The organism is Prolixibacteraceae bacterium (assembly GCA_019856515.1).
Taxonomy (GTDB): Bacteria; Bacteroidota; Bacteroidia; order Bacteroidales; family Prolixibacteraceae; genus Halosquirtibacter; species Halosquirtibacter xylanolyticus.
On sequence record CP082230.1, the window covers coordinates 2,704,205 to 2,726,021 of the forward strand.

At 35.0% G+C, this 21,817-nt stretch carries 22 protein-coding genes; 10 read left to right on the top strand and 12 right to left on the bottom strand.

The window, feature by feature from the left end:
- The first annotated feature begins 19 nt into the window (after nucleotides 1–19).
- Nucleotides 20–1,141, top strand: a complete 1,122-nt coding sequence (gene nrdB, locus K5X82_09685; GenBank protein ID QZT35594.1) for a ribonucleotide-diphosphate reductase subunit beta — start codon at nucleotides 20–22, stop codon at nucleotides 1,139–1,141.
- 47 nt (nucleotides 1,142–1,188) lie between these two features.
- On the opposite strand, the gene K5X82_09690 is transcribed toward nrdB, so the two are convergent.
- Nucleotides 1,189–1,815 carry a hypothetical protein gene (locus K5X82_09690; protein QZT35595.1) on the bottom strand — a complete coding sequence of 209 codons (627 nt, stop codon included), beginning with the start codon at nucleotides 1,813–1,815 and terminating at the stop codon, nucleotides 1,189–1,191.
- A 646-nt stretch (nucleotides 1,816–2,461) separates the two neighbouring features.
- Between K5X82_09690 and K5X82_09695 the strand changes: the two genes are divergently transcribed.
- The 3 genes from K5X82_09695 to K5X82_09705 all read left to right on the top strand — a co-directional run bounded on the left by K5X82_09695 (nucleotide 2,462) and on the right by K5X82_09705 (nucleotide 5,217).
- Nucleotides 2,462–3,304, top strand: a complete 843-nt coding sequence (locus K5X82_09695; protein ID QZT35596.1) for a hypothetical protein — start codon at nucleotides 2,462–2,464, stop codon at nucleotides 3,302–3,304.
- 109 nt (nucleotides 3,305–3,413) lie between these two features.
- Nucleotides 3,414–4,478 (top strand): S41 family peptidase, encoded by a 1,065-nt coding sequence (locus tag K5X82_09700; GenBank protein ID QZT35597.1) that lies wholly within the window; start codon nucleotides 3,414–3,416, stop codon nucleotides 4,476–4,478.
- Nucleotides 4,462–5,217: a hypothetical protein gene (locus K5X82_09705; protein ID QZT35598.1), complete on the top strand. Its 756-nt coding sequence runs from the start codon at nucleotides 4,462–4,464 to the stop codon at nucleotides 5,215–5,217. Before K5X82_09700 ends, K5X82_09705 begins: the two co-directional genes overlap by 17 nt.
- A 4-nt stretch (nucleotides 5,218–5,221) precedes the next feature.
- On the opposite strand, the gene K5X82_09710 is transcribed toward K5X82_09705, so the two are convergent.
- The gene (locus K5X82_09710) at nucleotides 5,222–5,863 is read right to left on the bottom strand and encodes an SDR family NAD(P)-dependent oxidoreductase (protein ID QZT35599.1); all 642 of its coding nucleotides are present in this window, start codon (nucleotides 5,861–5,863) and stop codon (nucleotides 5,222–5,224) included.
- A 62-nt stretch (nucleotides 5,864–5,925) separates the two neighbouring features.
- On the bottom strand, nucleotides 5,926–6,807 hold the full coding sequence (locus tag K5X82_09715; protein QZT35600.1) for a hypothetical protein: 882 nt from the start codon (nucleotides 6,805–6,807) through the stop codon (nucleotides 5,926–5,928).
- A gap of 233 nt (nucleotides 6,808–7,040) precedes the next feature.
- Here K5X82_09715 and K5X82_09720 point away from each other — a divergent pair, with 233 nt between their 5' ends.
- The 4 genes from K5X82_09720 to trxA all read left to right on the top strand — a co-directional run bounded on the left by K5X82_09720 (nucleotide 7,041) and on the right by trxA (nucleotide 12,295).
- Nucleotides 7,041–7,526: an RNA polymerase sigma factor gene (locus K5X82_09720; GenBank protein QZT35601.1), complete on the top strand. Its 486-nt coding sequence runs from the start codon at nucleotides 7,041–7,043 to the stop codon at nucleotides 7,524–7,526.
- Nucleotides 7,527–7,539: 13 nt separating this feature from the next.
- Nucleotides 7,540–8,205 (top strand): hypothetical protein, encoded by a 666-nt coding sequence (locus tag K5X82_09725; protein QZT35602.1) that lies wholly within the window; start codon nucleotides 7,540–7,542, stop codon nucleotides 8,203–8,205.
- Between the two features lie 76 nt (nucleotides 8,206–8,281).
- A complete protein-coding gene (gene dnaE, locus K5X82_09730) occupies nucleotides 8,282–11,914 on the top strand; it encodes a DNA polymerase III subunit alpha (GenBank protein QZT35603.1) in 3,633 nt (1,210 codons plus the stop codon).
- Nucleotides 11,915–11,977: 63 nt separating this feature from the next.
- Nucleotides 11,978–12,295 (top strand): thioredoxin, encoded by a 318-nt coding sequence (gene trxA / locus K5X82_09735; GenBank protein ID QZT35604.1) that lies wholly within the window; start codon nucleotides 11,978–11,980, stop codon nucleotides 12,293–12,295.
- Between the two features lie 80 nt (nucleotides 12,296–12,375).
- Here trxA and K5X82_09740 read toward each other — a convergent pair whose 3' ends face one another.
- The 5 genes from K5X82_09740 to K5X82_09760 are packed head-to-tail and all read right to left on the bottom strand — an operon-like array spanning nucleotide 12,376 to nucleotide 17,361.
- Complete coding sequence (locus K5X82_09740) at nucleotides 12,376–13,413, bottom strand: endonuclease/exonuclease/phosphatase family protein (GenBank protein ID QZT35605.1); 1,038 nt, start codon at nucleotides 13,411–13,413, stop codon at nucleotides 12,376–12,378.
- On the bottom strand, nucleotides 13,410–14,294 hold the full coding sequence (locus tag K5X82_09745) for a rhomboid family intramembrane serine protease (protein QZT35606.1): 885 nt from the start codon (nucleotides 14,292–14,294) through the stop codon (nucleotides 13,410–13,412). The genes K5X82_09740 and K5X82_09745 overlap by 4 nt, the downstream gene beginning before the upstream one ends.
- Before the next feature lie 2 nt (nucleotides 14,295–14,296).
- On the bottom strand, nucleotides 14,297–15,100 hold the full coding sequence (locus K5X82_09750; protein ID QZT35607.1) for a rhomboid family intramembrane serine protease: 804 nt from the start codon (nucleotides 15,098–15,100) through the stop codon (nucleotides 14,297–14,299).
- A gap of 17 nt (nucleotides 15,101–15,117) precedes the next feature.
- On the bottom strand, nucleotides 15,118–17,040 hold the full coding sequence (gene mutL, locus K5X82_09755) for a DNA mismatch repair endonuclease MutL (protein ID QZT35608.1): 1,923 nt from the start codon (nucleotides 17,038–17,040) through the stop codon (nucleotides 15,118–15,120).
- A gap of 18 nt (nucleotides 17,041–17,058) precedes the next feature.
- Nucleotides 17,059–17,361, bottom strand: coding sequence for a hypothetical protein (locus K5X82_09760; protein QZT35609.1), 303 nt, complete (start codon nucleotides 17,359–17,361; stop codon nucleotides 17,059–17,061).
- Nucleotides 17,362–17,657: 296 nt separating this feature from the next.
- On the opposite strand from K5X82_09760, the gene K5X82_09765 reads away from it, so the two are divergent.
- A complete protein-coding gene (locus K5X82_09765; GenBank protein ID QZT35610.1) occupies nucleotides 17,658–18,230 on the top strand; it encodes a threonylcarbamoyl-AMP synthase in 573 nt (190 codons plus the stop codon).
- Nucleotides 18,231–18,426: 196 nt separating this feature from the next.
- Here K5X82_09765 and K5X82_09770 read toward each other — a convergent pair whose 3' ends face one another.
- The 3 genes from K5X82_09770 to K5X82_09780 all read right to left on the bottom strand — a co-directional run bounded on the left by K5X82_09770 (nucleotide 18,427) and on the right by K5X82_09780 (nucleotide 20,375).
- A complete protein-coding gene (locus K5X82_09770; GenBank protein QZT35611.1) occupies nucleotides 18,427–19,128 on the bottom strand; it encodes a DUF2807 domain-containing protein in 702 nt (233 codons plus the stop codon).
- A gap of 19 nt (nucleotides 19,129–19,147) precedes the next feature.
- On the bottom strand, nucleotides 19,148–19,687 hold the full coding sequence (gene rimM / locus K5X82_09775; protein ID QZT35612.1) for a ribosome maturation factor RimM: 540 nt from the start codon (nucleotides 19,685–19,687) through the stop codon (nucleotides 19,148–19,150).
- A 148-nt stretch (nucleotides 19,688–19,835) separates the two neighbouring features.
- Nucleotides 19,836–20,375: a 30S ribosomal protein S16 gene (locus tag K5X82_09780; GenBank protein QZT35613.1), complete on the bottom strand. Its 540-nt coding sequence runs from the start codon at nucleotides 20,373–20,375 to the stop codon at nucleotides 19,836–19,838.
- 221 nt (nucleotides 20,376–20,596) lie between these two features.
- Between K5X82_09780 and K5X82_09785 the strand changes: the two genes are divergently transcribed.
- Nucleotides 20,597–21,379, top strand: a complete 783-nt coding sequence (locus K5X82_09785; GenBank protein ID QZT35614.1) for a hypothetical protein — start codon at nucleotides 20,597–20,599, stop codon at nucleotides 21,377–21,379.
- Here the strand turns inward: K5X82_09785 and K5X82_09790 are convergent.
- Nucleotides 21,316–21,813, bottom strand: coding sequence for a RecX family transcriptional regulator (locus K5X82_09790; protein ID QZT35615.1), 498 nt, complete (start codon nucleotides 21,811–21,813; stop codon nucleotides 21,316–21,318). The genes K5X82_09785 and K5X82_09790 overlap by 64 nt on opposite strands.
- Nucleotides 21,814–21,817: the final 4 nt, after the last annotated feature.

Genomic DNA, 21,817 nt, shown 5'->3' on the forward strand with positions numbered 1-21,817 from the left:
CATTGTAATAATGAAAGAGATGGAGAAGAATAGAATAAAGTGTTCGCTTTATGATAGCGAATCGATTGATTTTACTACAACGAAGATGTTTTTTGGAGAGGGGCGTAATCTGCAGCGTTATGATGTACAGAAGTATCCTTATTATGACCAAATAACACAACGAATGATGAGTTACTTTTGGCGACCAGAAGAGGTTTCTCTACTACGCGATAGTAGTGATTTTCAGAAACTCACAGAACATGAATCATTTATATTTACGGAGAATATAAAGTACCAAATATTATTAGATAGCGTTCAAGGTCGTTCCCCTATACTTACTTTTGGTCAAGTCGTTACAATTCCTGAGTTAGAGGAGGCGATAAATGTTTGGGGCTTTTTCGAGAATATCCATTCGATGAGTTACTCTTATATAATTAAAAACTTATATGATGCTCCTTCTGAGGTGTTTGATGAGATCATGATAAATGAGATGATCAAGGTAAGAGCTGAGGATGTTACGAACTACTATAACCAGTTTTATGAATCACTGGCTCTTTATCATGCAGAGAGTGTCGATGAGGGGGGATTGAAGGTATCGGATGAGAGATTGAAGCGTGAGTTATACCTTGCATTAGTTTCGGTTAATATATTGGAAGGCATTCGATTCTATGTGTCTTTTGCTTGTTCTTTTTCTTTTGCTGAGCATCAGAAGATGGAAGGGAATGCTAAGATATTAAAGCTTATTGCTCGTGATGAAAATGAACATTTGGCATTAACGCAACGAATTATAATGGACTTAAGGGAGAAAGAAGAGGAAGGTTTTAGTGATATCGTTCATTCTCTTGATCATGAAGTATACGAAATGTATCGTAGTGCAATAGCGCAAGAAATTGAGTGGGCTGAACATCTTTTTAAAGGAAAGACTGTGATTGGTTTAAACAAAGAGCTCTTAGTTCAATATATGCATTATATGGCAGATCGTAGGTTGCATGCAATTGGTCTACAGCCTATCTATGGTGAGACAAAGAATCCGTTAAAATGGATGAAAAATTGGTTGCGCAATGATCATGTTGAGGTATTGCCTCAAGAGACAGAGATCTCTTCGTATGTTGTAGGAGGTGTGGACATGAACTTTAAAGAGGTAACTTTTGATTTTGAATAGAGTCAAATGAGAGGTTCTTTCTTGAACCTCTCATTTGTTTCACTCGGCTAAATTGATTTGATAAAACACACTTTGCCGTTAACCTCTTCTTCCTTAAAACCTACAGATTTATAATACTTATGATAATGTTCCGCTGGAGGTACTGCTTTTACCGTTTTAATACCTTTGTTTTTGTACACAGAGTCTTTATTTCCAAATAGATATTTACCTGTTTTAAAGTCTCTATATGCGGGAGTGGCATAATCTAATTTCAAGTCTAATGTGTCTCCTTCAATATTTCCAATACAGAATCCAGCAACTGACATATCTCTTAGAATAAGTACGATAGATTCATCTTTTAAGGGGGTGTCTATTTCGGGGTATTCTTTTAGAAGTTGTTCTCTATAGAACTTAAGACATCCCTTAAAGTAGGGATCATTTCTGTCTACTTCAAGTGTCGTGAAATAGTCATCTTTTGTGTACATTTTAAAAAGGAATACAATGTTTACTCCAACAATGAATGCATTTACTAGAGCGATTGGATATGCTTCAATCATAAATCCATAAATGGTGAATATAAGGGAACCAACCATATTAAACCATCTAAGTTTAATCATAGATGTCATGGTAAGTGAAATAGCGACAATCACTGAAGCTAAATATCCAGCCCATTCTACTAGGTTTATTGTGTCCATAGGTCTTAAATTTTATTAGTTTATATAGTTCTTTCGTTCATGGTTTTTGAGAGAAAGTGACGCGCAAGTAATAGAATTTTAATAATTTAAAAGATGAGTGTTGTCATAGAACTAAATATTCTCTTAGATATTAGAGTCTGTATTCCTATTTTGAAAGTGGTGTGCTGTATATTATGTTAGGTGTTAAAAAGCTTATAATTTTTAATTTCCTCAATATATCATTAATGATATCGTCCAATTTTTTTATCCATTATATGGTTGTCAAATTGACAATGATGTAGTAATACTTCAAGAATTAATAATCGTGTATTACTGTTTTGTTTCCATATATTGGGAGGTTTGTGTTTGTGTGTCATGTTGGATAAGATTCGTGGTAAATTATAAATTCGATAGGTGAAAGACTATTTACAATTGAAGCTATAGCGTTGGTGTGGATGTTTTAGGTCCATATATTGGGTTTTTAACACATTTAGATATTGTGAGTATGGTCGTAGATATTTAGATGTTAACAATATTATTGTTTTATAGCTCACAGGATAAAAAAGTATTTTTGATGTAGTAAATGTTTTCTGTAATGGTTATATTTGATTACCTCTTAGATAGTAATGGTTGTTAAATGAATTATTAATTTATTATCATCTTTACTATGAAGTTTAAATTTTTACTTTTAATGTTTGTTCCAATATTGTTTTTTTCTTGCAACAAAACTGCCAAGAAAGCGAAAACGACAGGAGAACCAGATGTGGTAATTGCTTATGAAGATTGGAGCGAGAATAAAGCTTTTACTTTATTTGCTAAATATTTACTAGAGTCTAAAGGATATCGTGTAAAGACAATCCTTGTAAAGAATGGTTTATCAGCTCTTAATGCAGGAAAGGCAGATGTTTTTCTTGAAAAATGGATGGCGAAAGATATTCACGTTGATGGTACAGAAAAACTAACTGTATTGGGGGATATCTATCAAGGAGGAAAGTTAGGTCTTGTGGTTCCTAATTATATGAATATTCAATCCATTGAGGAGTTAAAAGATATGCAAAAAGAGATTGGTAATAAGATCTATTCTGTGGGGCAAGGAACAGAAGCATTTTCTGGATTGAATGAGGCACATAAAAGATATGATTTAACTGCAGAGTTAATACATGTTTCGGAGACTGAACTATTCCAACTATTCGATAAAAGGTATATGGATCGAGTACCTTTTTGTTTGACTGGTTGGTTTCCTCACCCTATGCTAAATAAGGAATATCTAAAAATGTTGGACGATCCATATCATGCTTTTGAAACGGATTATGATTTAGTAAAATACTGTACTAGATCTTGGGAAAAAGGGCACCCTAAATTATTTAAGTTTTTTAAATCGTATACTTTTAGTGAGAAACAGTTCAATCTATTAGTAAAAAAGATGGGGGAGAACGATTGGGATCTAAATAAGGCAACCGTCGGATGGTATAAAGAACTTTCTCCTACTTTCACGAAGATGTTGGAGTAATTTATTTGTTGAAAGAACAACTGTAATAAAGCTAGGATAAACTGAGTGTTATGTTTTATCCTAACTTTATTATTTTAGTGTAAATATTAATGGTCAAATGTTGAACTGTATGAATAGAATCGGTTATTGTTTCTTGGTTTTAAATATAATCCTACTCTCTTCATGTAGTTCCATCTCAGATGATCATGATCGGGTGTATAATGCGGTTGAAGTTTATAACGATTTTTGGCGATCATACGACTTGTATTATGCTAATTTCTTTGTGAAATCTCTCGACTGGGACGCCGTTTACGAAAAGTATAGAAGTCGAATTGATAAGCAGACTAATGACGAGATTCTGTATCAAATATTGACCGAGATTGAGCAAAAAGAGTTGAAAGATGGACATTCTTACATTGCACAAACCAAAGAGTACCTTATTTCGTATCAACCCAAAAGAGTTGGTTTTGATGATTCGTATTTAGTTTCAGAAAGATATTATACAAATGAGGTCGATATTTTAGATTCTAAAATGGAATTTATTGAATATGGATTTGTTAAACCTGAGCTCACTGTCGGTTCTGGTCTAATTGGGTATTTAAGGGTAAAGGCTTTTATGCCAGACAATGAGTTGCAATCGTTTGGACAATTCAAATCAGAAGTGGATAAGGCCATGAACCTTCTTCGGAGTACTTCTTCTATTATTATTGATGTGAGAAATAATAGAGGTGGTTATTCTCCATGGTCTGAATATCTTGCGGGTTATTTTACATTGACGTCTGGTGAGTACATGATAGAAAAAGTCCGATATAATGATAATAGAATGGATTTAAAGGTGATTAAGAATAGTTTTGTTGTATCGACTTCATCAAATTTTGTTTATGATGGCAATTGTACTGTACTCATGAATCGATTGACCGCAAGTGCGGCTGAAATATTTGTTGTGGCAATGAAGCGACTTTCTCAGGTAACTACGATAGGAACAAGAACTTTTGGTATATTTTCACCATCGATGTATCGAGAATTAGTCAATGGATGGTACGTGCGAATCCCTGTAAGTGATGTTCGTTTACCAAATGGCATAAGTTATGAAGGGGTCGGGATTTCACCAGATATAAAGATGAAGAATGTTAGTTTGTCTTCTTTTGAAGACCCTGCATTGATTAAAGCCATAAACCATGCGAATAAGAATTAGAATTATATTACTACTTCTATTTTTGGGAGTTTCTTATGTCTCTTCAGGGAAGAAGAAAGTGGAGCTTTATGTCAATCTTGGAGTGAATCATATAAATCTTAAAGACCAAAAAATATCGTCTTATTCATTTCATGATGAATTATTTTCGACCACTATAGGGGGACATATATTTTCAGATAAATGGTATCAACTCTATGAACTTGAATATGTCGGTGGGAGGATGATTCATTCGTTTCATAATAATACAATTAATCCATATAGTGAACTTAAATATCTTCGTTTTCAGGCTAATGAGGCCTGGGGATTTAGGTTAACTAAAAAAGAGGCAAGTTTACAAGTATATGTTGGATCAGGTTTCTATCAAAAAGTTAGAGCCTCTGTTTTTAACGGAGGGGATGATGCATTTTCTCAAAAAATGAATTTTTGGGTTTTTGGACAAAATATTTTATGTCTAGTGAGGAGAGAGTGGAATACGATAGATCTTCGTTTTCAGTGTAATTTGAGTTTGTGGAATTTTTCAAGTGAACCTGAGTGGAATGCCTATTATAATTACGATAAAAATGAATTTGTCTTTCATGGCCTTACGGATTGGGTGTATTCGCAGGATCTTAGCCTGGGGTGGAAGATCTCAGATTGTATTACTATTCCTATTGGTCTCAAGTTGGAGTTCGGTAATTCACATAATGAAATGTCAGAGAAATACTTAATGAAACAGATATATATTGGGTGTCGGTTTTGATCATTTAGTATATAATTTCATTCTGATCTTTATTGAGATAAAGAGTGTAGAATTGCTCCGCAATTTTATCTGGCGAGTATTTATCACTCTCTTTATTAATAAAGTCTGTAATGGTTACTGTACCTACAAATATTTTGTCGCGGCGTAACTTTTTGTATAGTTGGTGTGATAAATTTCGTAATGCTGCTTTCCCCATGGAGAGGGAACCGAAGCGTGGATTCGGATGTAACGCAAAACCTCCTCCCGTTAAAAGAACAGTGCCTTTGTTGGCTTTTAGTTCTGTGTATAAATATTTTACAACCTCTAGTGCATGTAGCGTATTTATCTTATAATCTTTCAGCATCTGTTCCGGAGTATCTTCCAATACATCCTTTAATCTCAATGAGGCTGCATTATAAATCACTACATCAAAATGAGATATTTTTTCTCGAATCTTATTTAATGCATTTTTAAGATCTTCGAGGTTTTCGACATCAGCATTTTGAACAATAACTGGAATATTATTTTTCTTTAAATACTCTTTGTAACCGTTCAGTTTATTAATATTTCTACTGATTAATGATATGTGATTACCATTCATTCCAAAGGTTTTAGCTAATGATAATCCGAGGCCTGGTCCACAGCCAATGATTAAAATGTTTTTCATATAAAAAGATCTTTAAAGTATTGAATTCTATGTTTAAATTTTAAGTGTAAATTAGGCGAAAGTTAATTGTTCAAGATAAATGTAAAAGGGATATGCAGTCTTTCCGACCAAAACCTCTCTTCGTGTTTGTCTCCAACAAATATCTTACTCATATAGTTGGATTTTGTATACCCATGTTTCTTAAAAATATCATTTATTTTTAGTTGGGAATCTCCATAGTATTGATCCAATGTCTTTGTTCCATGATCGAAATAGAATTTATGATTCTTGTAGGAGGGTATGTTTTTATTAACATAGTCAATGAATGAGTTGGAGATGGTTTTATTCTCTTCATAGCTGCCAATCCAATGAGTTGAAAGACATGCAGCTCCAGCGAAGATGTTAGGGTACTCACATATGGCATACATCGAAATCAATCCTCCCATTGATGATCCTGCAATGAAGGTGTGCTCTTGTTGGGTATATGTCGAATATGTTCTGTCAACATAAGGCTTAAGTTCGTTAATAATAAATTTTAGATAGTTGTCAGAATCAGGAGTACGTAGCAGTCGTTCTTTGATTAAACTATCTTGAAGATGTTTAGGTAAATTGTAGAATGGTTTTGCAGGCCAATAATCAGAAGTTCTATGGTCTTGTATATTCCATATTCCAACAATAATTGTTTCAGGGACTTTTTGCTTTGTAATTAAATCCTGTAGTATGCTATTTGCCATCCATGCTTGGTGGTTCCATGTTGTAGTACTATCGAATAACATTTGTCCATCATGCATATACAATACTTGGTATTTTTTATTCTTAGTGTAGTTTGACGGCAACCAAATATCAACATTCCTTTCTGTTATGTATTTAGATGGAAAGGGGTGTATTTTATCAATACGTGGTTCAACCTCGCGATTACATGAATAGAATAGCATAATGAAGGATAGGATAAAAATATATTTCATGATGTCTTTGCGTATAAATTATACCTTTTAAACAAGAGTGTTGTATACAATGTTTTGTGTAAAATATTTAATCTATAAACTACTTAGATATGACGTATTATTTAACAATATATGGTTATAGAATGTTAAGCTTGGGTGATATTTACCTATATGTGTAAAATTTATATATTTTTATCAGATTTCATCTCTGATATGGAATTAGCTCATTGATTCTTAATTGTAAAAAGCTTATTTTGAAACAAGAATTTTTAGATAAAATATCGGAACATCAAAAGATCATTCATAAAGTTTGTAGTGTGTATTGTGTTGATTCAGAGGCAAGGAAAGATCTGTTTCAAGAGATTCTCGTGCAGCTTTGGAGAGCTTATCCTTCTTTTAAAGGAGAAGCTAAGTTTAGTACATGGATGTATCGCGTTGCATTTAATACTGCAATCACCTATTTTAAGAAAGAGAAACGTAATATTTCAACACAAAGTATAGAAAATGAGGTGTTTCATGTAACAGATGATGGAAGAGATGAAGAGTTTGAAGCGAGAGTCGAGTTTCTTCATCGTGCTATCGGGACATTATCTTCCATTGAAAAGTCCATTATATTATTGTACCTTGAAGAGAAAAAGTATGATGAAATCTCTGAAATAATGGGGATCACTCAGAATAATGTTCGGGTGAAAATGTCGAGAATTAAGGATAAACTAAGAAAAATAATGAACCCAAGTTAGTATCGCTGAATAAATGGAATTAGAAGATTTAAAAAATAATTGGAAAGCCCTTACGGAGAAAGAGGAGTGTTGCGAAAGTGTCTCTGTAAAGGAATTAGAGGACATGATTCACTCAAAGGGTGCAACTCAGTTTGCTAAAATTGAGACTAGTATTCGAGTTGCCTACATGTTAATCATGTTTTTTTGGGTTCTTCAATTTTGTTTGGACTATTTTATTGCTGATTTTTTAAATAGAAGTTTGCCATTGTGGTTGTCTATGGTTGATTATGGCCTTGCTGCATGGTGCTCTATAGCCCTTTTGTTCTTCGTGTATAAGGTTAACAAAATTGACTGGCATAACCTTCCCTCTACGCAAGTAAAGGATTCTATAACGAAATTTTTATCTGTTCTTAAGCGATTTCGTCGCAACTACTTCTTCTGTATCTCTTCATTGTTAGTCAGTGGAGCATTGGGTACAATTTATTCATTATATGAAGGAATCACCTCGAATATTGTTTTAAAAGTTAATAATGGAGATAATCTATTCCTTTTGATCTATATTATTACTTCAATTGTTATTTTTGTTTCTATATTCTTTTTAGTACGTAGAATTTATGTTTGGTTGTTTAACCTGCTTTTTGGTAAATATATGAAGCGACTAGAAGAATTAAACGAGGAATTAAACTCTATCTCAAGTTAATGAATTTGAAAGGACACTAGTTTATTATAAATGGAGTCTTTTATCATTTAACCTGAGATAATATGACAAAAACATTATGACACCATTTACGCATTTACATGTTCACTCTCAGTATTCTATTTTAGATGGAGCTGCAGGGGTTAAGGCTTTGGTCTCAAAGGCAAAAGAGAATGGAATGAAAGCTGTTGCTTTGACCGATCATGGAACGATGTTTGGAATAAAAGAGTTTCATGCTGCATGTAAAGCCAATGATATAAAGCCAATTTTAGGTTGTGAAACCTATGTTGCAAAAAGAAATTTATCTACAAAAAAAGAGAAGGTTGACCGTTCTGGTCATCACTTAATCCTGTTAGCAAAGAATGAACAAGGGTATAAGAACTTGTTACATCTAATCTCTGTTGCAAATACCGATGGGATGTATTATCGTCCTCGAATTGACAAAGATCTTCTTGAGAAATATCGCGAGGGAATTATCGTCACTTCTGCATGTTTAGGTGGTGAGATTCCTCAGTGGATTATGAAAGGTGAAATGGAGAAGGCTGATGAAACGATTCAGTGGTTCAAGAGTGTCTTTGGTGAAGATTATTACCTTGAACTTCAACGTCATCCATGTCAGGATCCTCGTCTTAGAACTAATATCTATGAAAACCAAGTATTGGTTAACCAAAAGATTCTAGAGCTTGGTGAAAAGCATGGAGTAAAGGTCATTGCAGCAAATGATGTTCACTTTGTGAATAAAGAAGATGCAGAGGCTCATGATATTCTAATCTGTTTGAATACAGGAAAAGATTATGATGACCCCAATAGAATGCGTTATACAAGACAGGAGTGGTTTAAAACATCAGATGAAATGTATGAGTTGTTCTCAGACATTCCCCATGTAGTTTCTGAGACGGATAATATTGCGGATAAAATCGAATATTATGAACTGAACTCTGCTCCAATTATGCCAGAGTTCCCTATTCCTCTTGGTTTTGCAACTTTTGAGCAGTATAAAGAAAAATATAACCAAAAAGATCTTGAAAGTGAGTTTAAAGGGTCACTAGATCGAATGGGAGGATACGAAGGAGCCTTGCGTGTAAAGTTAGAGTCGGACTATCTAGCTCACTTGGTATATGAAGGGGTGAAAGATCGGTTTCCAGACAACTTCACAGAGGATAAAAAGGAACGTATTGATTTTGAACTTGAGACGATTAAATCCATGGGATTCCCTGGTTATTTCTTAATTGTACAAGATTTTATATGTGCAGCTAGAGATATGGGGGTAATTGTTGGCCCAGGTCGTGGATCTGCAGCAGGATCTGCTGTTGCTTATGCAATTGGAATTACTAATGTCGATCCGATTAAGTATGATCTTCTTTTCGAACGTTTCCTAAATCCAGATCGTATATCGATGCCTGATATTGATATTGATTTTGATGATGATGGTCGTCAAATGGTATTGGATTGGGTAACGGAGAAGTATGGACATGATAAGGTGGCACATATTTGCACTTTTGGAACAATGGCTGCAAAGATGGCATTAAAGGATGTTGCAAGGGTTCTAAAGCTACCATTATCCGAAGCTAATAGATTGGCTAAGATGGTGCCTGAAGCTCCTAAAATGACGCTAAAAAAGGCTTACGCTGAGAATCCTGATTTAGAAAAAGAAAAACGAGGGACAGACCAACTTGTTTCAAAAACAATTTCACTTGCCGAATCTCTAGAGGGATGTGTAAGACAAACAGGAGTACATGCCTGTGGTGTTCTTATTGGGCGTGATACTTTGTCTCAGAATATTCCAGTAATGCCAACCAAAGGAGAGGCGCTATTGACTACCCAATATGATGGACGTTTTGTTGAAGATATTGGGCTTCTAAAGATGGACTTCTTAGGTTTAAAGACTTTGTCTATTATCAAAGAATCGCTAGATAATATTAAGTTGTCGAAAGGTATTGATATTGATATCGATGGAATACCTATGGATGACCAAGAGACATATAAACTCTTTAGCCGCGGAGATACAACTGCAATATTCCAGTTTGAGTCCCCAGGTATGAAAAAGTATCTTCGTATGTTGCAACCCAATAGATTCGAAGATTTGGTTGCTATGAATGCATTGTATCGACCAGGACCAATGGAATATATCCCAGACTTCATTAATCGTAAACATGGTGTTTCTGATATCATATATGATCATCCTATGATGGAGCCTTATTTGAAAAACACTTATGGTATTACCGTTTTTCAGGAGCAAGTGATGCTTCAATCTCGTGCTCTTGGAAATTTCACTCGAGGTCAATCTGATACATTGCGTAAAGCAATGGGAAAGAAGAATATGAGGTTGATGGAAGAGCTTAAAGCAAAATTTATTGAGGGGTGTAAGAATAATGTTGATTTTATGACTGGCTGTGAGGTCGACCAAAAAGATCCAGATCGACTTATTGGAAAGATTTGGAGTGATTGGGAAGCTTTTGCATCTTATGCTTTTAATAAATCACACTCTGTTTGTTATGCTTATATTGCTTACCAGACCGGTTATTTAAAGGCACATTACCCTGCTGAATTTATGGCAGCTGTATTGAGTCGGAACCTAAGTAATATAGATAAGCTCTCCAATTTTATGGAAGAGTGTAGGCATATGGAACTTGATGTTAAAGGTCCAGATGTGAATGAATCATATCGAAAGTTTACTGTAAATAAAGAAGGAGTAATACGTTATGGTTTAGCTGGAGTAAAAGGAGTTGGAGAAGGTGCTGTGGATGCAATTATTGAAGAGCGAGATAATAATGGCATATTTAATGATATCTTTGATTTTGTTGAGCGTATCCCTTTAAAAACAGTCAATAAGAAAAATATCGAAGGATTGGCAGTGTCTGGTGGATTTGATCTATTTGAAGAGATTAATAGAGCTCAATTTTTTGAACCAACCAGAACGAGCACTACATTTGTTGAGGATTTGATCGCTTATGGGAATAAGATTCAGTCTGATCAACAAGGTAATGGAATGGGTTCTTTATTTGGAGATTTGGCGCCGATTGAAGTGAAAAAACCTAATGTTCCAATTGCAGAAGAGTGGCCAAAAATGGAACTTCTTGAGAGAGAAAAAGAGTTAATTGGTATTTACTTATCCTCGCATCCTTTAGATGATTATCGGTTTGAGATAGACCACTTTGCATCAAAGCAATTTAAAGTAAGTGACTTATCAAATCTTGATAAGTTGGTAGGTAAAGAAGTGGCTATTGCAGGGATGGTGACTGATGCAAAAGAGGCTATGACTAAAACGGGAAAACCATTCTCAAATATGACATTTGAGGATTTCTCAGGAAACTTTAGGTTCTTTTTCTTTGGGAAAAATCATGAGAATTACTCAAAATTTTGTAAAATTGGATCACTATTACTTGTTAAAGGGCGTGTTGAACAGAGCATGTTTAGACCAGGAGAGCTAGAATTTAATGTTACATTCGTTGAATTCTTATCAAATTTAAGAGAAAAGGTTAAAAGTCTTGATGTTGAAATCCCTAGCGATCTGATTGATCAAGACTTTAATAATGCATTTCAAGATATTGTGGATCAAAATAATGGTCAGACACTCTTAACGTTATCTTTTGTGAACAAGAGTAAAAAACAGAAGATTTCACTGATATCTAGAAATAAACGTGTATTTTTGTCTGACAGTTTCCTTTCATTTTTACAAAAATATGAAGAGATTACGTTTAAACTAAATTAATTTGTAAATTTGAACAAGTAGATAAAAGAATAGAATTTTTAAAACTTAAAACATTATATTATCATGGCTATTGAAGTAACTGATGCGAATTTCGACGAAGTAGTTATTCAGTCTGAACAGCCTGTTCTTGTGGACTTTTGGGCAGAATGGTGTGGACCTTGTCGTATGTTAACTCCTGTTGTTGAAGAGTTGGCTAAAGAGTATGAAGGAAAAGTTGTTGTTACAAAAATGGACGTGGACAACAACCAAGGTACTGCTGCTAAGTATGGAATTCGTAATATTCCTACAATCCTTTTCTTTAAAGGTGGCGAAGTAGTAGACAAGCAAGTTGGTGCTGTTCCTAAGACTATTTTGGCTAGTAAACTTGACTCTTTATTGTAATATACTTTTACATTTACGGAGCATATAGCAACTTAATTCGCTATAAACAATCGATAAGAGGAGATATTGTATATCTCCTCTTATTTTATGTGATAAGTAGCCATTATGGGGACATGGTCAGAGTTGCTCTCAGTGAAGGTCTTATAGCTATTAGTGGAGATATCATCGGAATGCAAAAGATAGTCAATCCTTACACCAACTAAATTTCGTCGATAGCTTGCACCATAACCATATCCTCTTTCTACAAAGGAGTCTTCTAATCCTTTTTTTAGAATATGGTAAGTATAAGATGAGGGTGTTGAATTAAAATCGCCACAAACAAGTACAGCACTAGGGCATGCCGAGACGTGTTCCTTCACTATTCGGGCTTGTTTTGCTCTCACTTTAAATCCTGCATTCATCTTCTTAAGGAACTCCTTCCCCTTAATCATACGCTGCTTCTCTGTTTTAAAACGCAGTGTATCGTATAACTTATACTCTGAAGGATTAATCCTAAAAGATTGTAGATGGCAGTTGTACACTCTAATCCTAGAGTTATTAATTTCAATATCTGCATAGATGACACTATTATTTGTGTCGCCAATATCGATGCCTTCTTTGTGTATATACCTATATCTAGAAAGAATGACATTTGATTTACCTGAATGATAGATATAATAACTCTTTCCTCCAATGATCAATTGTTTATTATTTACCAGCCCAGAGATATTGACTTCTTGTAAACAAACAACATCAGGACTATTCGTCTGTATCAGCTTACCAATATCTTTGTTTATTATCTTATTAGGCGAAATTAATCTATGAGATTTAATGTTGTAACTAATTACTTTAAATGGATCAGATTCACCAAATACTTCTCTTGATGCATCGAAACTTAGAAAGTTATTTAAAAGAGGTATAGAGATTAGTATTGCAATAATTGAGTATCTCTTCTTCAGTCTAGAGTAGAAAAAGATAAATAGTATAACATTTAGTAAAAAAAATAGTGGGAATAGTAGGCTAAAGAATCCAGAGATACTCAATAAATCTGGGGGAATATGATAACTTAAACTTGACACAATTGTTAGAATAGCTACGACAACCCCGATGAAAGAAATAATTCCTCTCTTCTTTTTCATTTCTTGCCCATTTTAAAAAGATGATTTTTCTCTTCTTGTGTTAAACTATCATACCCTGACTTTGCAATCTTATCAAGAATACGATTGGTCTCTTTCTCCTTGCTCTTTTTGTTTATGTTATATTGTTGATCGTCCATATCAGATGCTGAACGTCTATATTTTACTTTCATATTTTTAGATGAACTACTAAAAATATGAATAATCTTATCAAGAATAGGGTAAATCCAGCTGCCGATATCTTTCCCTTTCTTTAAAAAGTGTATGAATAGATACCCCCAAAGTGCACCTCCAAGATGTGCGATATTTCCACCTGCATTGTTTGATGTGATCAAAATAGTGGATAGTGCAATATAAAACAGAGCAATATACTTGATCCTTACAGGACCTATAAACATCAAATACAATTGATAGTTAGGAGCATATACTGCTGTTGCCACAACGATGGCAAATACCGCTGCCGAAGCACCTAAGAGTATAGAATTACTTTGGCTAAATACTCCTAACGAATTGAATGCGATGAGATACAATAATCCACCACAAATACCTCCGATGATATATGTTGATAATAACTTCTTTTGATTTAGGTATTGCAAGAATATTCTACCAAACCAATAGAGAAAAAGAAGATTTGATAGGATATGAAAGAAGCTATAATGGACGAACATATAGGTGACTAGAGTCCATGGTCTATATAGCAAAAGTCCTAAGTCATTAGGAAGTGCTAGATAGTTTAGGATTGTGCCCATAGGAAGCCCCATCAGAAATAGAATGACATCAATTCCTCGAATCAGGAAAAAGATGATTACATTGATATAGATCAATCTTGTTAAGTAACCACCATTTTTATAAGCGTTGCGAAGCTCATTAAATAAGCTCATCATAATCAATAAAAGTTATTTCGATTATTACTCCAATATTTAATAAGAATCCATCCAAAAAGCATGCCACCAAGATGTGCAAAATGTGCAATATTACTTCCTGGCTGCGAAACACCTAGTACTAACTCTAACACTGCATACCCAATAACCATATATTTTGCTTTAATTGGTATGGGTGGGAAGATAAGCATCAACTCAGTATTTGGAAATAGCATACCAAAAGCCAAAAGAACTCCATATACTGCACCTGAAGCACCTACTGTTGGGATATTAATCTTTATTTCAGATATTCTGTGAACTATGTCTGGTAGAGTTGCCTTTATTGTCTCTGAGTCAGGATTGTTGGCAAACTCATAAACTAGCTCAGTTAATCCTTTAGATGGGTATTGTATATACTTATGAACAAAACTTTCAAATAACTGTGGCGTTGGGGTGTTGAGTAATGCTTGTCCAGCTACATTTAATGAATGTAATTCATAGTAGTTAACTAATGTATGTAGAAGTGCAGCACCTAGTCCAGTAACAAAATAGTATACAAGGAATCTTTTTGAACCCCATACTTGTTCTAGTATCTTACCAAACATCCATAATGCAAACATGTTAAAGAAGATATGAGATATACTTCCATGCATGAAAAGATGTGTAATAAACTGATGTGGAAAGAAATACTCTGAAGCAGGGATATACAGTGCAAATAGTTTCATGAATACATCTCCAAATATATAGGAGAGGGCAAACATGATAACATTTGCAAGAAGTAATCCTTTTACAGCAGGAGGGGTATTAGGTAATATACGTTGATAGTTCACTTGAGATTATTTTCTGGTTACTTCAAAAATTTATCTAAATCATCCAGTGCCATGATCTTAAGAACAGGATCTCCCCATGGGGAGATTGTTGGATGACTGCAACAGAATAGATCATTAAAGAGTTGTTCAACTTCAGGGTCTTTCATCGCTTTATTATTATGAATACACGATGTCTTGGCCAAGATCTTAGCAACATAATTATTGATCTCTTCTTTGATATCAAAAGGTCGACCTTTGACCTCTTCTATAATTCTTTCAAGCAATCCCACAGGGTTTATCTTGCCTAAGATGCTTGGTATCCCATTGATTATAAAGCCATGATCATTTGCTTGTTGTATGTCAAAACCAAATTTATTTAACTCATCTAGTATTGACTTGAGTACCTCTCCATCCATTAAGCCTAGCTCAATAGTATGTGGAAAGAGTTGTTGTTGACTAACGGTCTGCTGAGTCTCTACCAGTTGCAAAAAGCCTTCGTACAGAATACGTTGGTGCGCTTTACGTTGGTCAATAACCATCAATCCTGATTTAACAGGTGTAAGTATATATTTGTTCTTAAGATGTAGAAATCTACCTAATTTAGTATCCTCTTCAATATCCAATGTTTGTTGAACTGCATCACCTTGTTGGTTAAAGAAGGGTTCATTTTGTTCAGCATCGGGAATATCCATTTCAAAAGCTTCAAGGTTGGCCTGAATCTCTTGATTGACCTTCTCTGTTTCAACGCCATTATACAATTCATTCCAATTACTCCGATTGTTATTAAAACGTTGGGCATTATTGACTTGATTTGTTGGTCGAAAATTATTCTCAACACTACGAGAGATGTCAAACGGATTATAGGCTTGATCCACCTCAATTGCAGGTGTAGCCATATCCTCCTGTTCTTGTTCTAACAGTGCTGGAATATCTATTGCCCCAGATTGGTCAAACTCAATGGATGGTACAATATTGAATTTTCCTAAACTCTCTCTCACTGCTGCATGAATAATATGCCATGCCGATTTCTCATCCTCAAACTTAATTTCAGTCTTTGTTGGATGAATATTTACATCAATATTTTGAGGGTCAACTTCAAAGAAGAGAAAATACGCAGGAATAGTATCACTCGCAATGATATTTTCATAAGCATTGGTTATAGCCTTATGAAAATAAGGGTGTCTCATATAGCGTTGGTTCACAAAAAAGAATTGATCCCCAGAAGTTTTTCGTGCAAACTTAGGTTGGCCAATATATCCTGTTATTTTGATAATAGAGGTCTCTACCTCTACAGGAATAAGGTTTTGATTGATATTCTTTCCTAAAAGATTGACAATTCTTTTACGAAGGTTAGACATCGGTAGATCATAAATGATCGAATCATTATGATACAGTCTAAAAGATACATCATGATGAGATAAAGCGATACGTTGTACCTCCACCATGATATGTTTTAACTCGGCACGATCCGACTTAAGAAACTTTCTTCTTGCTGGAATATTGTAGAATAGGTTCTTAATGGTGAAATTACATCCACGTTCACAAACTACCTCCTCTTGTGAACTCACCTCAGATGCACTTATTTGGATGTGTGTTCCAATCTGATCTTCCTCTTTTCGTGTCTTTAATTCAATCTCAGATACTGCTGCAATAGATGCCAAAGCCTCACCTCTGAACCCCATACTTCGAATAGCAAAAAGATCTTCAGCTTTCTGTATCTTAGAAGTTGCATGACGCTCAAAACTAATCCGAGCATCTGTTGGTGACATCCCTTTTCCGTTATCAATAACCTGAATAAGAGTACGCCCTGCATCTTTAAGATTAATGGTCACCTTAGTAGCACCTGCATCAATTGCATTTTCAACCATCTCTTTTACTACTGACGCAGGTCGTTGGACAACCTCTCCAGCAGCTATTTGATTCGCAACGGAATCAGGAAGTAAGTGTATGATATCTGACATCGGTAAACACGTTGAATTTTATAAAAAGAACAAGTAAATCAAGATTAACATTACAAGAATAATGATAAAAACACGTTGATTGGATTTACGTTTCTCATTTCTGCCGAAAGTAAATCCTCCTTTGCTAAGAATTTTTGAATCAGAACGAAAAGATCCTTTAATACGATTAGTATGAACAGTATCATTATTCGATTCATCTATTTTCAACTCTCTCTTTAAACGTCCCTCTCGTTCTTTTCTTTCCTCTTTTTCTGGATCATGAAAACGGTAAGGAATATGAAAAGATCGATTACGAGGCAAGTGGAAAAATTTCATCCCCATAAATAGCCTTTTTTATATTTATACAAATATACCTTTTTTTCCCTACTTTTCTCTCTCATTATGTTAGGAAGATACATTTAGATATATCGTTTTGCAACTGTATTAAAGGAGCTGTTGATAACCAAGCTTCATTTCTTAGTTTGTGGCCTCCTTATGTTATAGTCTTTATCAAATATATCAAAAAATAGACGAAAGGGGGAGGATAGACATTGGTTTTATATCATGTTTAACGTTTGTTTTATTCTGAACTAACCATCGATTTCTGTATATTTGTTTGGTTATTAAAGTTATTACAAATGAGGTACGAAAGAGAGGATATCAATAAAGCCATTGAAGTTATCAAGGCAGGTGGAATCATTCTTTATCCTACAGATACGGTTTGGGGAATTGGGTGTGATGCAACTAACGAAGAAGCCGTTCGAAAGATTTATGAGTTGAAGAAGCGCGCCGACTCCAAGAGTATGCTAGTTTTAATGGAAAATCCAGGTCTTATTGATCGATATGTTGATCAGATGCCTGAGGTAGCATGGGAGTTGATTGAAGTGTCAGATAAACCATTGACAATCATATATCCTAATGCGAAGAATTTGGCTGCCAATCTTATCCCTGAAGAGAAAACAGTAGGAATAAGGATCACATCAGAAAAATTTACTAGTGATTTGATTAGACGCATGCGTAAGCCTTTAGTGTCTACTTCTGCCAATATTTCGGGAGAACCAACTCCTGCTAATTTTGATGAAATATCAGATGAGATAAAGAGTGGTGTGGACTATGTAGTTCAATATCGACAAGATGACACCGAGAAGAAGCAGTCATCCTCAATCATATTGTTAGGTGCTGGTGGACAGATCGAAATTCTAAGAAAATAAAAATAAGGCATCCTATGGATGCCTTATTTTCAATTGAATTATGAAATGAACTATAGGGTCCATTGTGAATATATTTTGTTTATACACGGTACACAAAAATGGATGTGTAGCTTTTCCTGTGGTTATTGTCTCAACTAAGGATAAACAGTATAAAAGGCAAAAATATAACTCATTTCATGATTTAGTTGGTACTATTCTACTTCTTAATGGTAACCTTACCTTTACCAATTATTTTGGTGTCGATATCAGGGTTTCCTTTATATAATACTTTACCTGAACCAACGATCTTTGCATCGATCTTACCATCACAGGTAATCTCACAAACTCCTGATCCAGAGATTTTAATGTTAGCTTTCTTTGTTGGTATTGCAAGACCAAAGAAATCTCCTGATCCCGATATGAATGCTTTAAAATCTTTTACCTCTGTACAGTGGTTGACTTTAATCGATCCCGATCCCTTTACAGTGACATCCATCTTCTCTGTCTTAAGATAATCGATAGTGATGTCTCCACTTCCATTAAGATTAAGGTCAACAATACGCGAGTCTAATTCATCTTCTACTTTTATTGAACCTGAACCATCTACGTTTAAAGATTCGATATTAGGACCTGTGACATAGATTTCAACCAAGCCAGGTTCCCAATCTTTAAGCCATCTGTCATTATTAGAATACTTTACGATCAAGCTACGGTCTTTGACTTCCGTTATCACCTTTGACATGGTGCTTGATTTGGCAACTTTAATCTCTACTGATTGCACATCATCTTGTACAAAATGAAGTTGCGCTTCAATCTTTAATGTAATTTCAGAGAAAGGTTCAAGCTCTCTTTTCTCTATTTTCTGTGCTTGTGCTACTCCTAATAGCATAACAAGCAATGATGTAATAAATAGTCTCATGATGTAATGTGGTTTATTGCTATTCATTTAATTCAAGCAATCCCTCTGGCAGATCGACTAAAATCTTCCTTTGTTCATGCATAATATTTTTTACCATCTCCGTGTTGAATGGAATCATGTTCTCATCACCATCTATCTCAATAACAAGGATGATATTACCAGAAAAGTCATCCACTCGGATTACCTCTCCAAGGTCTCCCTTGTCAGCATCTTCTACATCATACCCTTCTAAGATAGAGTAGTCCAAAACCTCTTCATCGATAATTAAATCCTCATTGAAGACATATATCTTACAACCAACATAAGGATCGACAGCATCGACGTCATCATAAGTTTGGAAGGCGATGTTAGCCGTCTCACTTGTTCTATATCTTAAGGTATCCTCTTCAACCATAAAAGGAACCAATCCCCCTTCAATCTCTAAGAAGAGAAAGTCTACTTCATCAAGAGTATCTCCATAAGATGGACTAAATTTTACGACAACTTCACCTTGTAAACCATGGGTCTTTAGTATGAACCCAATAGAGGTGCATTCTGCTATATCTATATCACGACACATATCTCTGTATTAATTCCGTTGAAACAGTGGATAAAAAATAATGATTTATACAAAAATAAAAAAGGCGATGGAATTCCATCGCCTTTTATACTTTAAATAATTTATCTGAAAGACATCTGTCGATGCAGATGTAGATCTAGTCGATAAATTAAGCTTCTGCAGTATCTGCGTTCGCTTCAGCTTCAGGTGCAGCCTCTGCTTGCGCAGCAGCAGCAGCTTCAGCAGCAGCATCTGCTTTTCTCTTCGCCAACTCTTGTGTGCGAGCTTCTTTGATTTCAGCTTCTTTAGCTAGTTTTTCAGCTTTCACTGAATCTTTAGCTGCAGTAAGAGCATCTTTGCCTGCTTGTTGCTTAGCTGTTTTAGCTAATTTCCAAGCTTCAAATTTTGCTTCTGCTGCTGCTTCATCAAATGCTCCTTTTTTCACACCACCAAGAACGTGTTTCTTGAAAAGAACTCCCTCTTCAGAAAGGATTGATCTTGCAGTGTCAGTTGGTTGAGCTCCTTTTAGCATCCAGTTTAGAGCTTTGTCAAAATCAAGCTCGATGGTAGCAGGATTAGTGTTTGGATTATATGATCCAATTCTTTCAATGTACTTACCATCACGTGGTGCCCTGCTATTAGCTACAACAATGTAGTAATAGGCATTTCTTTTACGACCGTGTCGTGCTAAACGAATTTTAACTGGCATAATGAAAAATGCTTAATAATAATAAACTAATTAATTTGCGATGCAAAGGTAGTACATTTTCCTAAAATTATGCCATTATTATCTCTTTATTGCGTTAAAAAACAATATTATAAAGGCTGAATATTTGATTTTTATTCTTGGAAATCAATGGGCTGACATTAAATTTGTATTTTTGCATTACAGATGGGAAAATATTGAGAATGGACCAAAACAACAATAATATGAAACAAACCTTGGAGACTTTAGTGATATTCATCGCTTTAATGATGCTTAATTCATGTACTTCTTCTTCCTCTCTAGATTGGGACGTAGATGTATATACAAAAATACGTAAAGATGGAAATGATACACTATACGCTCTAACTGCTTATGCTTATTCTTATCAGAATATAGCCAATGTGACATTGGATGTTCCTGCATATACCAATGAGGAGGACGAATATATTCAATCTAAGACATTGTTAATGTCGAAATTCGTAGGACAGGATAAGTCATGGATTCTTCCTACCAATAATGGCTCATATGTGAAAGAGTTTCCGGTAATAGGGACTTATCAATTTTCAGCAACGAATGTGGATGATAGTAGCTCGGGAGTAAAAGAGAATACTCTGGGACAATCTATTGTGCTCCCAACAGAAATATATACCATTGTATATGATGCTGAAAACAACAGTTATAAGCTAACGTGGAATTGGATGACAAGTGCTGCGAACTATAGAGCCTATGTCTATAAAGGAGATGTGATGCTAAGTCAATCTTCTCTCTCGAGGGATCCAAATGGAGTAATAACACTTACGGATGGTAAAGGCTATAACAATGTAGAGGTCAATAATGGAGATGCTGTCATGTTTGAGATCGTAGGGAATGTCTATGAAAGTGCTTCCTCTACAAGGCTTCAGTCTCAAGCATCCATGACCTACAATCTAAACTGGGGGGAAAGTTATACCTCTCCATCAGCACCCGCCGCGTCGTCTTCTGCCGCTACCACATCTAGTGCACGATAGATCTCATCTATCTGGAATCCTCGTCCAGCAGCATATCGCATCAACTTTTGCTTCTCTTCCCATGGATTCACACTCTTTAGACTTCTACGTTTTTTAAGTAGTAGTCTAACGAGTTGTTCATTATATTGCTCTTTATCCATCTCTTCCCACACCATTTGGAACAGATCTGAAGAGATGTGCTTCTGCTGTAGGTTAAACCACACCTTCTGTTTTCCCCACCCATTAAATGTGAGTTTATCTTTTACATAGTAGCGCACAAAACGCTCTTGATCGATAAATTTCTCTTCAAGCAGGCGTTCAATAATGGCATCTACGTCATCCTGATCCATTCCCCATTGATAGAGCTTCTTCTCAATATCAAAAACACACTTCTCTGCTTTGCTACATAAAGCAGCGACTCTCTGTAATGCTTGCTCTTTTGTATACACTCTCATTCCC

What these genes read in the sequence shown, in the direction of transcription:
- dnaE (QZT35603.1), top strand. Translation starts at nt 8,282, where the DNA reads ATGACACCATTTACGCATTTACATGTTCACTCTCAGTATTCTATTTTA.
- K5X82_09690 (QZT35595.1), bottom strand. Translation starts at nt 1,815, where the DNA reads ATGGACACAATAAACCTAGTAGAATGGGCTGGATATTTAGCTTCAGTG.
- K5X82_09780 (QZT35613.1), bottom strand. Translation starts at nt 20,375, where the DNA reads ATGCCAGTTAAAATTCGTTTAGCACGACACGGTCGTAAAAGAAATGCC.
- mutL (QZT35608.1), bottom strand. Translation starts at nt 17,040, where the DNA reads ATGTCAGATATCATACACTTACTTCCTGATTCCGTTGCGAATCAAATA.
- nrdB (QZT35594.1), top strand. Translation starts at nt 20, where the DNA reads ATGGAGAAGAATAGAATAAAGTGTTCGCTTTATGATAGCGAATCGATT.
- K5X82_09725 (QZT35602.1), top strand. Translation starts at nt 7,540, where the DNA reads ATGGAATTAGAAGATTTAAAAAATAATTGGAAAGCCCTTACGGAGAAA.
- K5X82_09765 (QZT35610.1), top strand. Translation starts at nt 17,658, where the DNA reads ATGAGGTACGAAAGAGAGGATATCAATAAAGCCATTGAAGTTATCAAG.
- K5X82_09740 (QZT35605.1), bottom strand. Translation starts at nt 13,413, where the DNA reads ATGAAAAAGAAGAGAGGAATTATTTCTTTCATCGGGGTTGTCGTAGCT.
- K5X82_09715 (QZT35600.1), bottom strand. Translation starts at nt 6,807, where the DNA reads ATGAAATATATTTTTATCCTATCCTTCATTATGCTATTCTATTCATGT.
- K5X82_09695 (QZT35596.1), top strand. Translation starts at nt 2,462, where the DNA reads ATGAAGTTTAAATTTTTACTTTTAATGTTTGTTCCAATATTGTTTTTT.
- K5X82_09785 (QZT35614.1), top strand. Translation starts at nt 20,597, where the DNA reads ATGAAACAAACCTTGGAGACTTTAGTGATATTCATCGCTTTAATGATG.
- K5X82_09790 (QZT35615.1), bottom strand. Translation starts at nt 21,813, where the DNA reads ATGAGAGTGTATACAAAAGAGCAAGCATTACAGAGAGTCGCTGCTTTA.
- K5X82_09745 (QZT35606.1), bottom strand. Translation starts at nt 14,294, where the DNA reads ATGATGAGCTTATTTAATGAGCTTCGCAACGCTTATAAAAATGGTGGT.
- trxA (QZT35604.1), top strand. Translation starts at nt 11,978, where the DNA reads ATGGCTATTGAAGTAACTGATGCGAATTTCGACGAAGTAGTTATTCAG.
- K5X82_09770 (QZT35611.1), bottom strand. Translation starts at nt 19,128, where the DNA reads ATGAGACTATTTATTACATCATTGCTTGTTATGCTATTAGGAGTAGCA.
- K5X82_09710 (QZT35599.1), bottom strand. Translation starts at nt 5,863, where the DNA reads ATGAAAAACATTTTAATCATTGGCTGTGGACCAGGCCTCGGATTATCA.
- K5X82_09705 (QZT35598.1), top strand. Translation starts at nt 4,462, where the DNA reads ATGCGAATAAGAATTAGAATTATATTACTACTTCTATTTTTGGGAGTT.
- rimM (QZT35612.1), bottom strand. Translation starts at nt 19,687, where the DNA reads ATGTGTCGTGATATAGATATAGCAGAATGCACCTCTATTGGGTTCATA.
- K5X82_09760 (QZT35609.1), bottom strand. Translation starts at nt 17,361, where the DNA reads ATGGGGATGAAATTTTTCCACTTGCCTCGTAATCGATCTTTTCATATT.
- K5X82_09700 (QZT35597.1), top strand. Translation starts at nt 3,414, where the DNA reads ATGAATAGAATCGGTTATTGTTTCTTGGTTTTAAATATAATCCTACTC.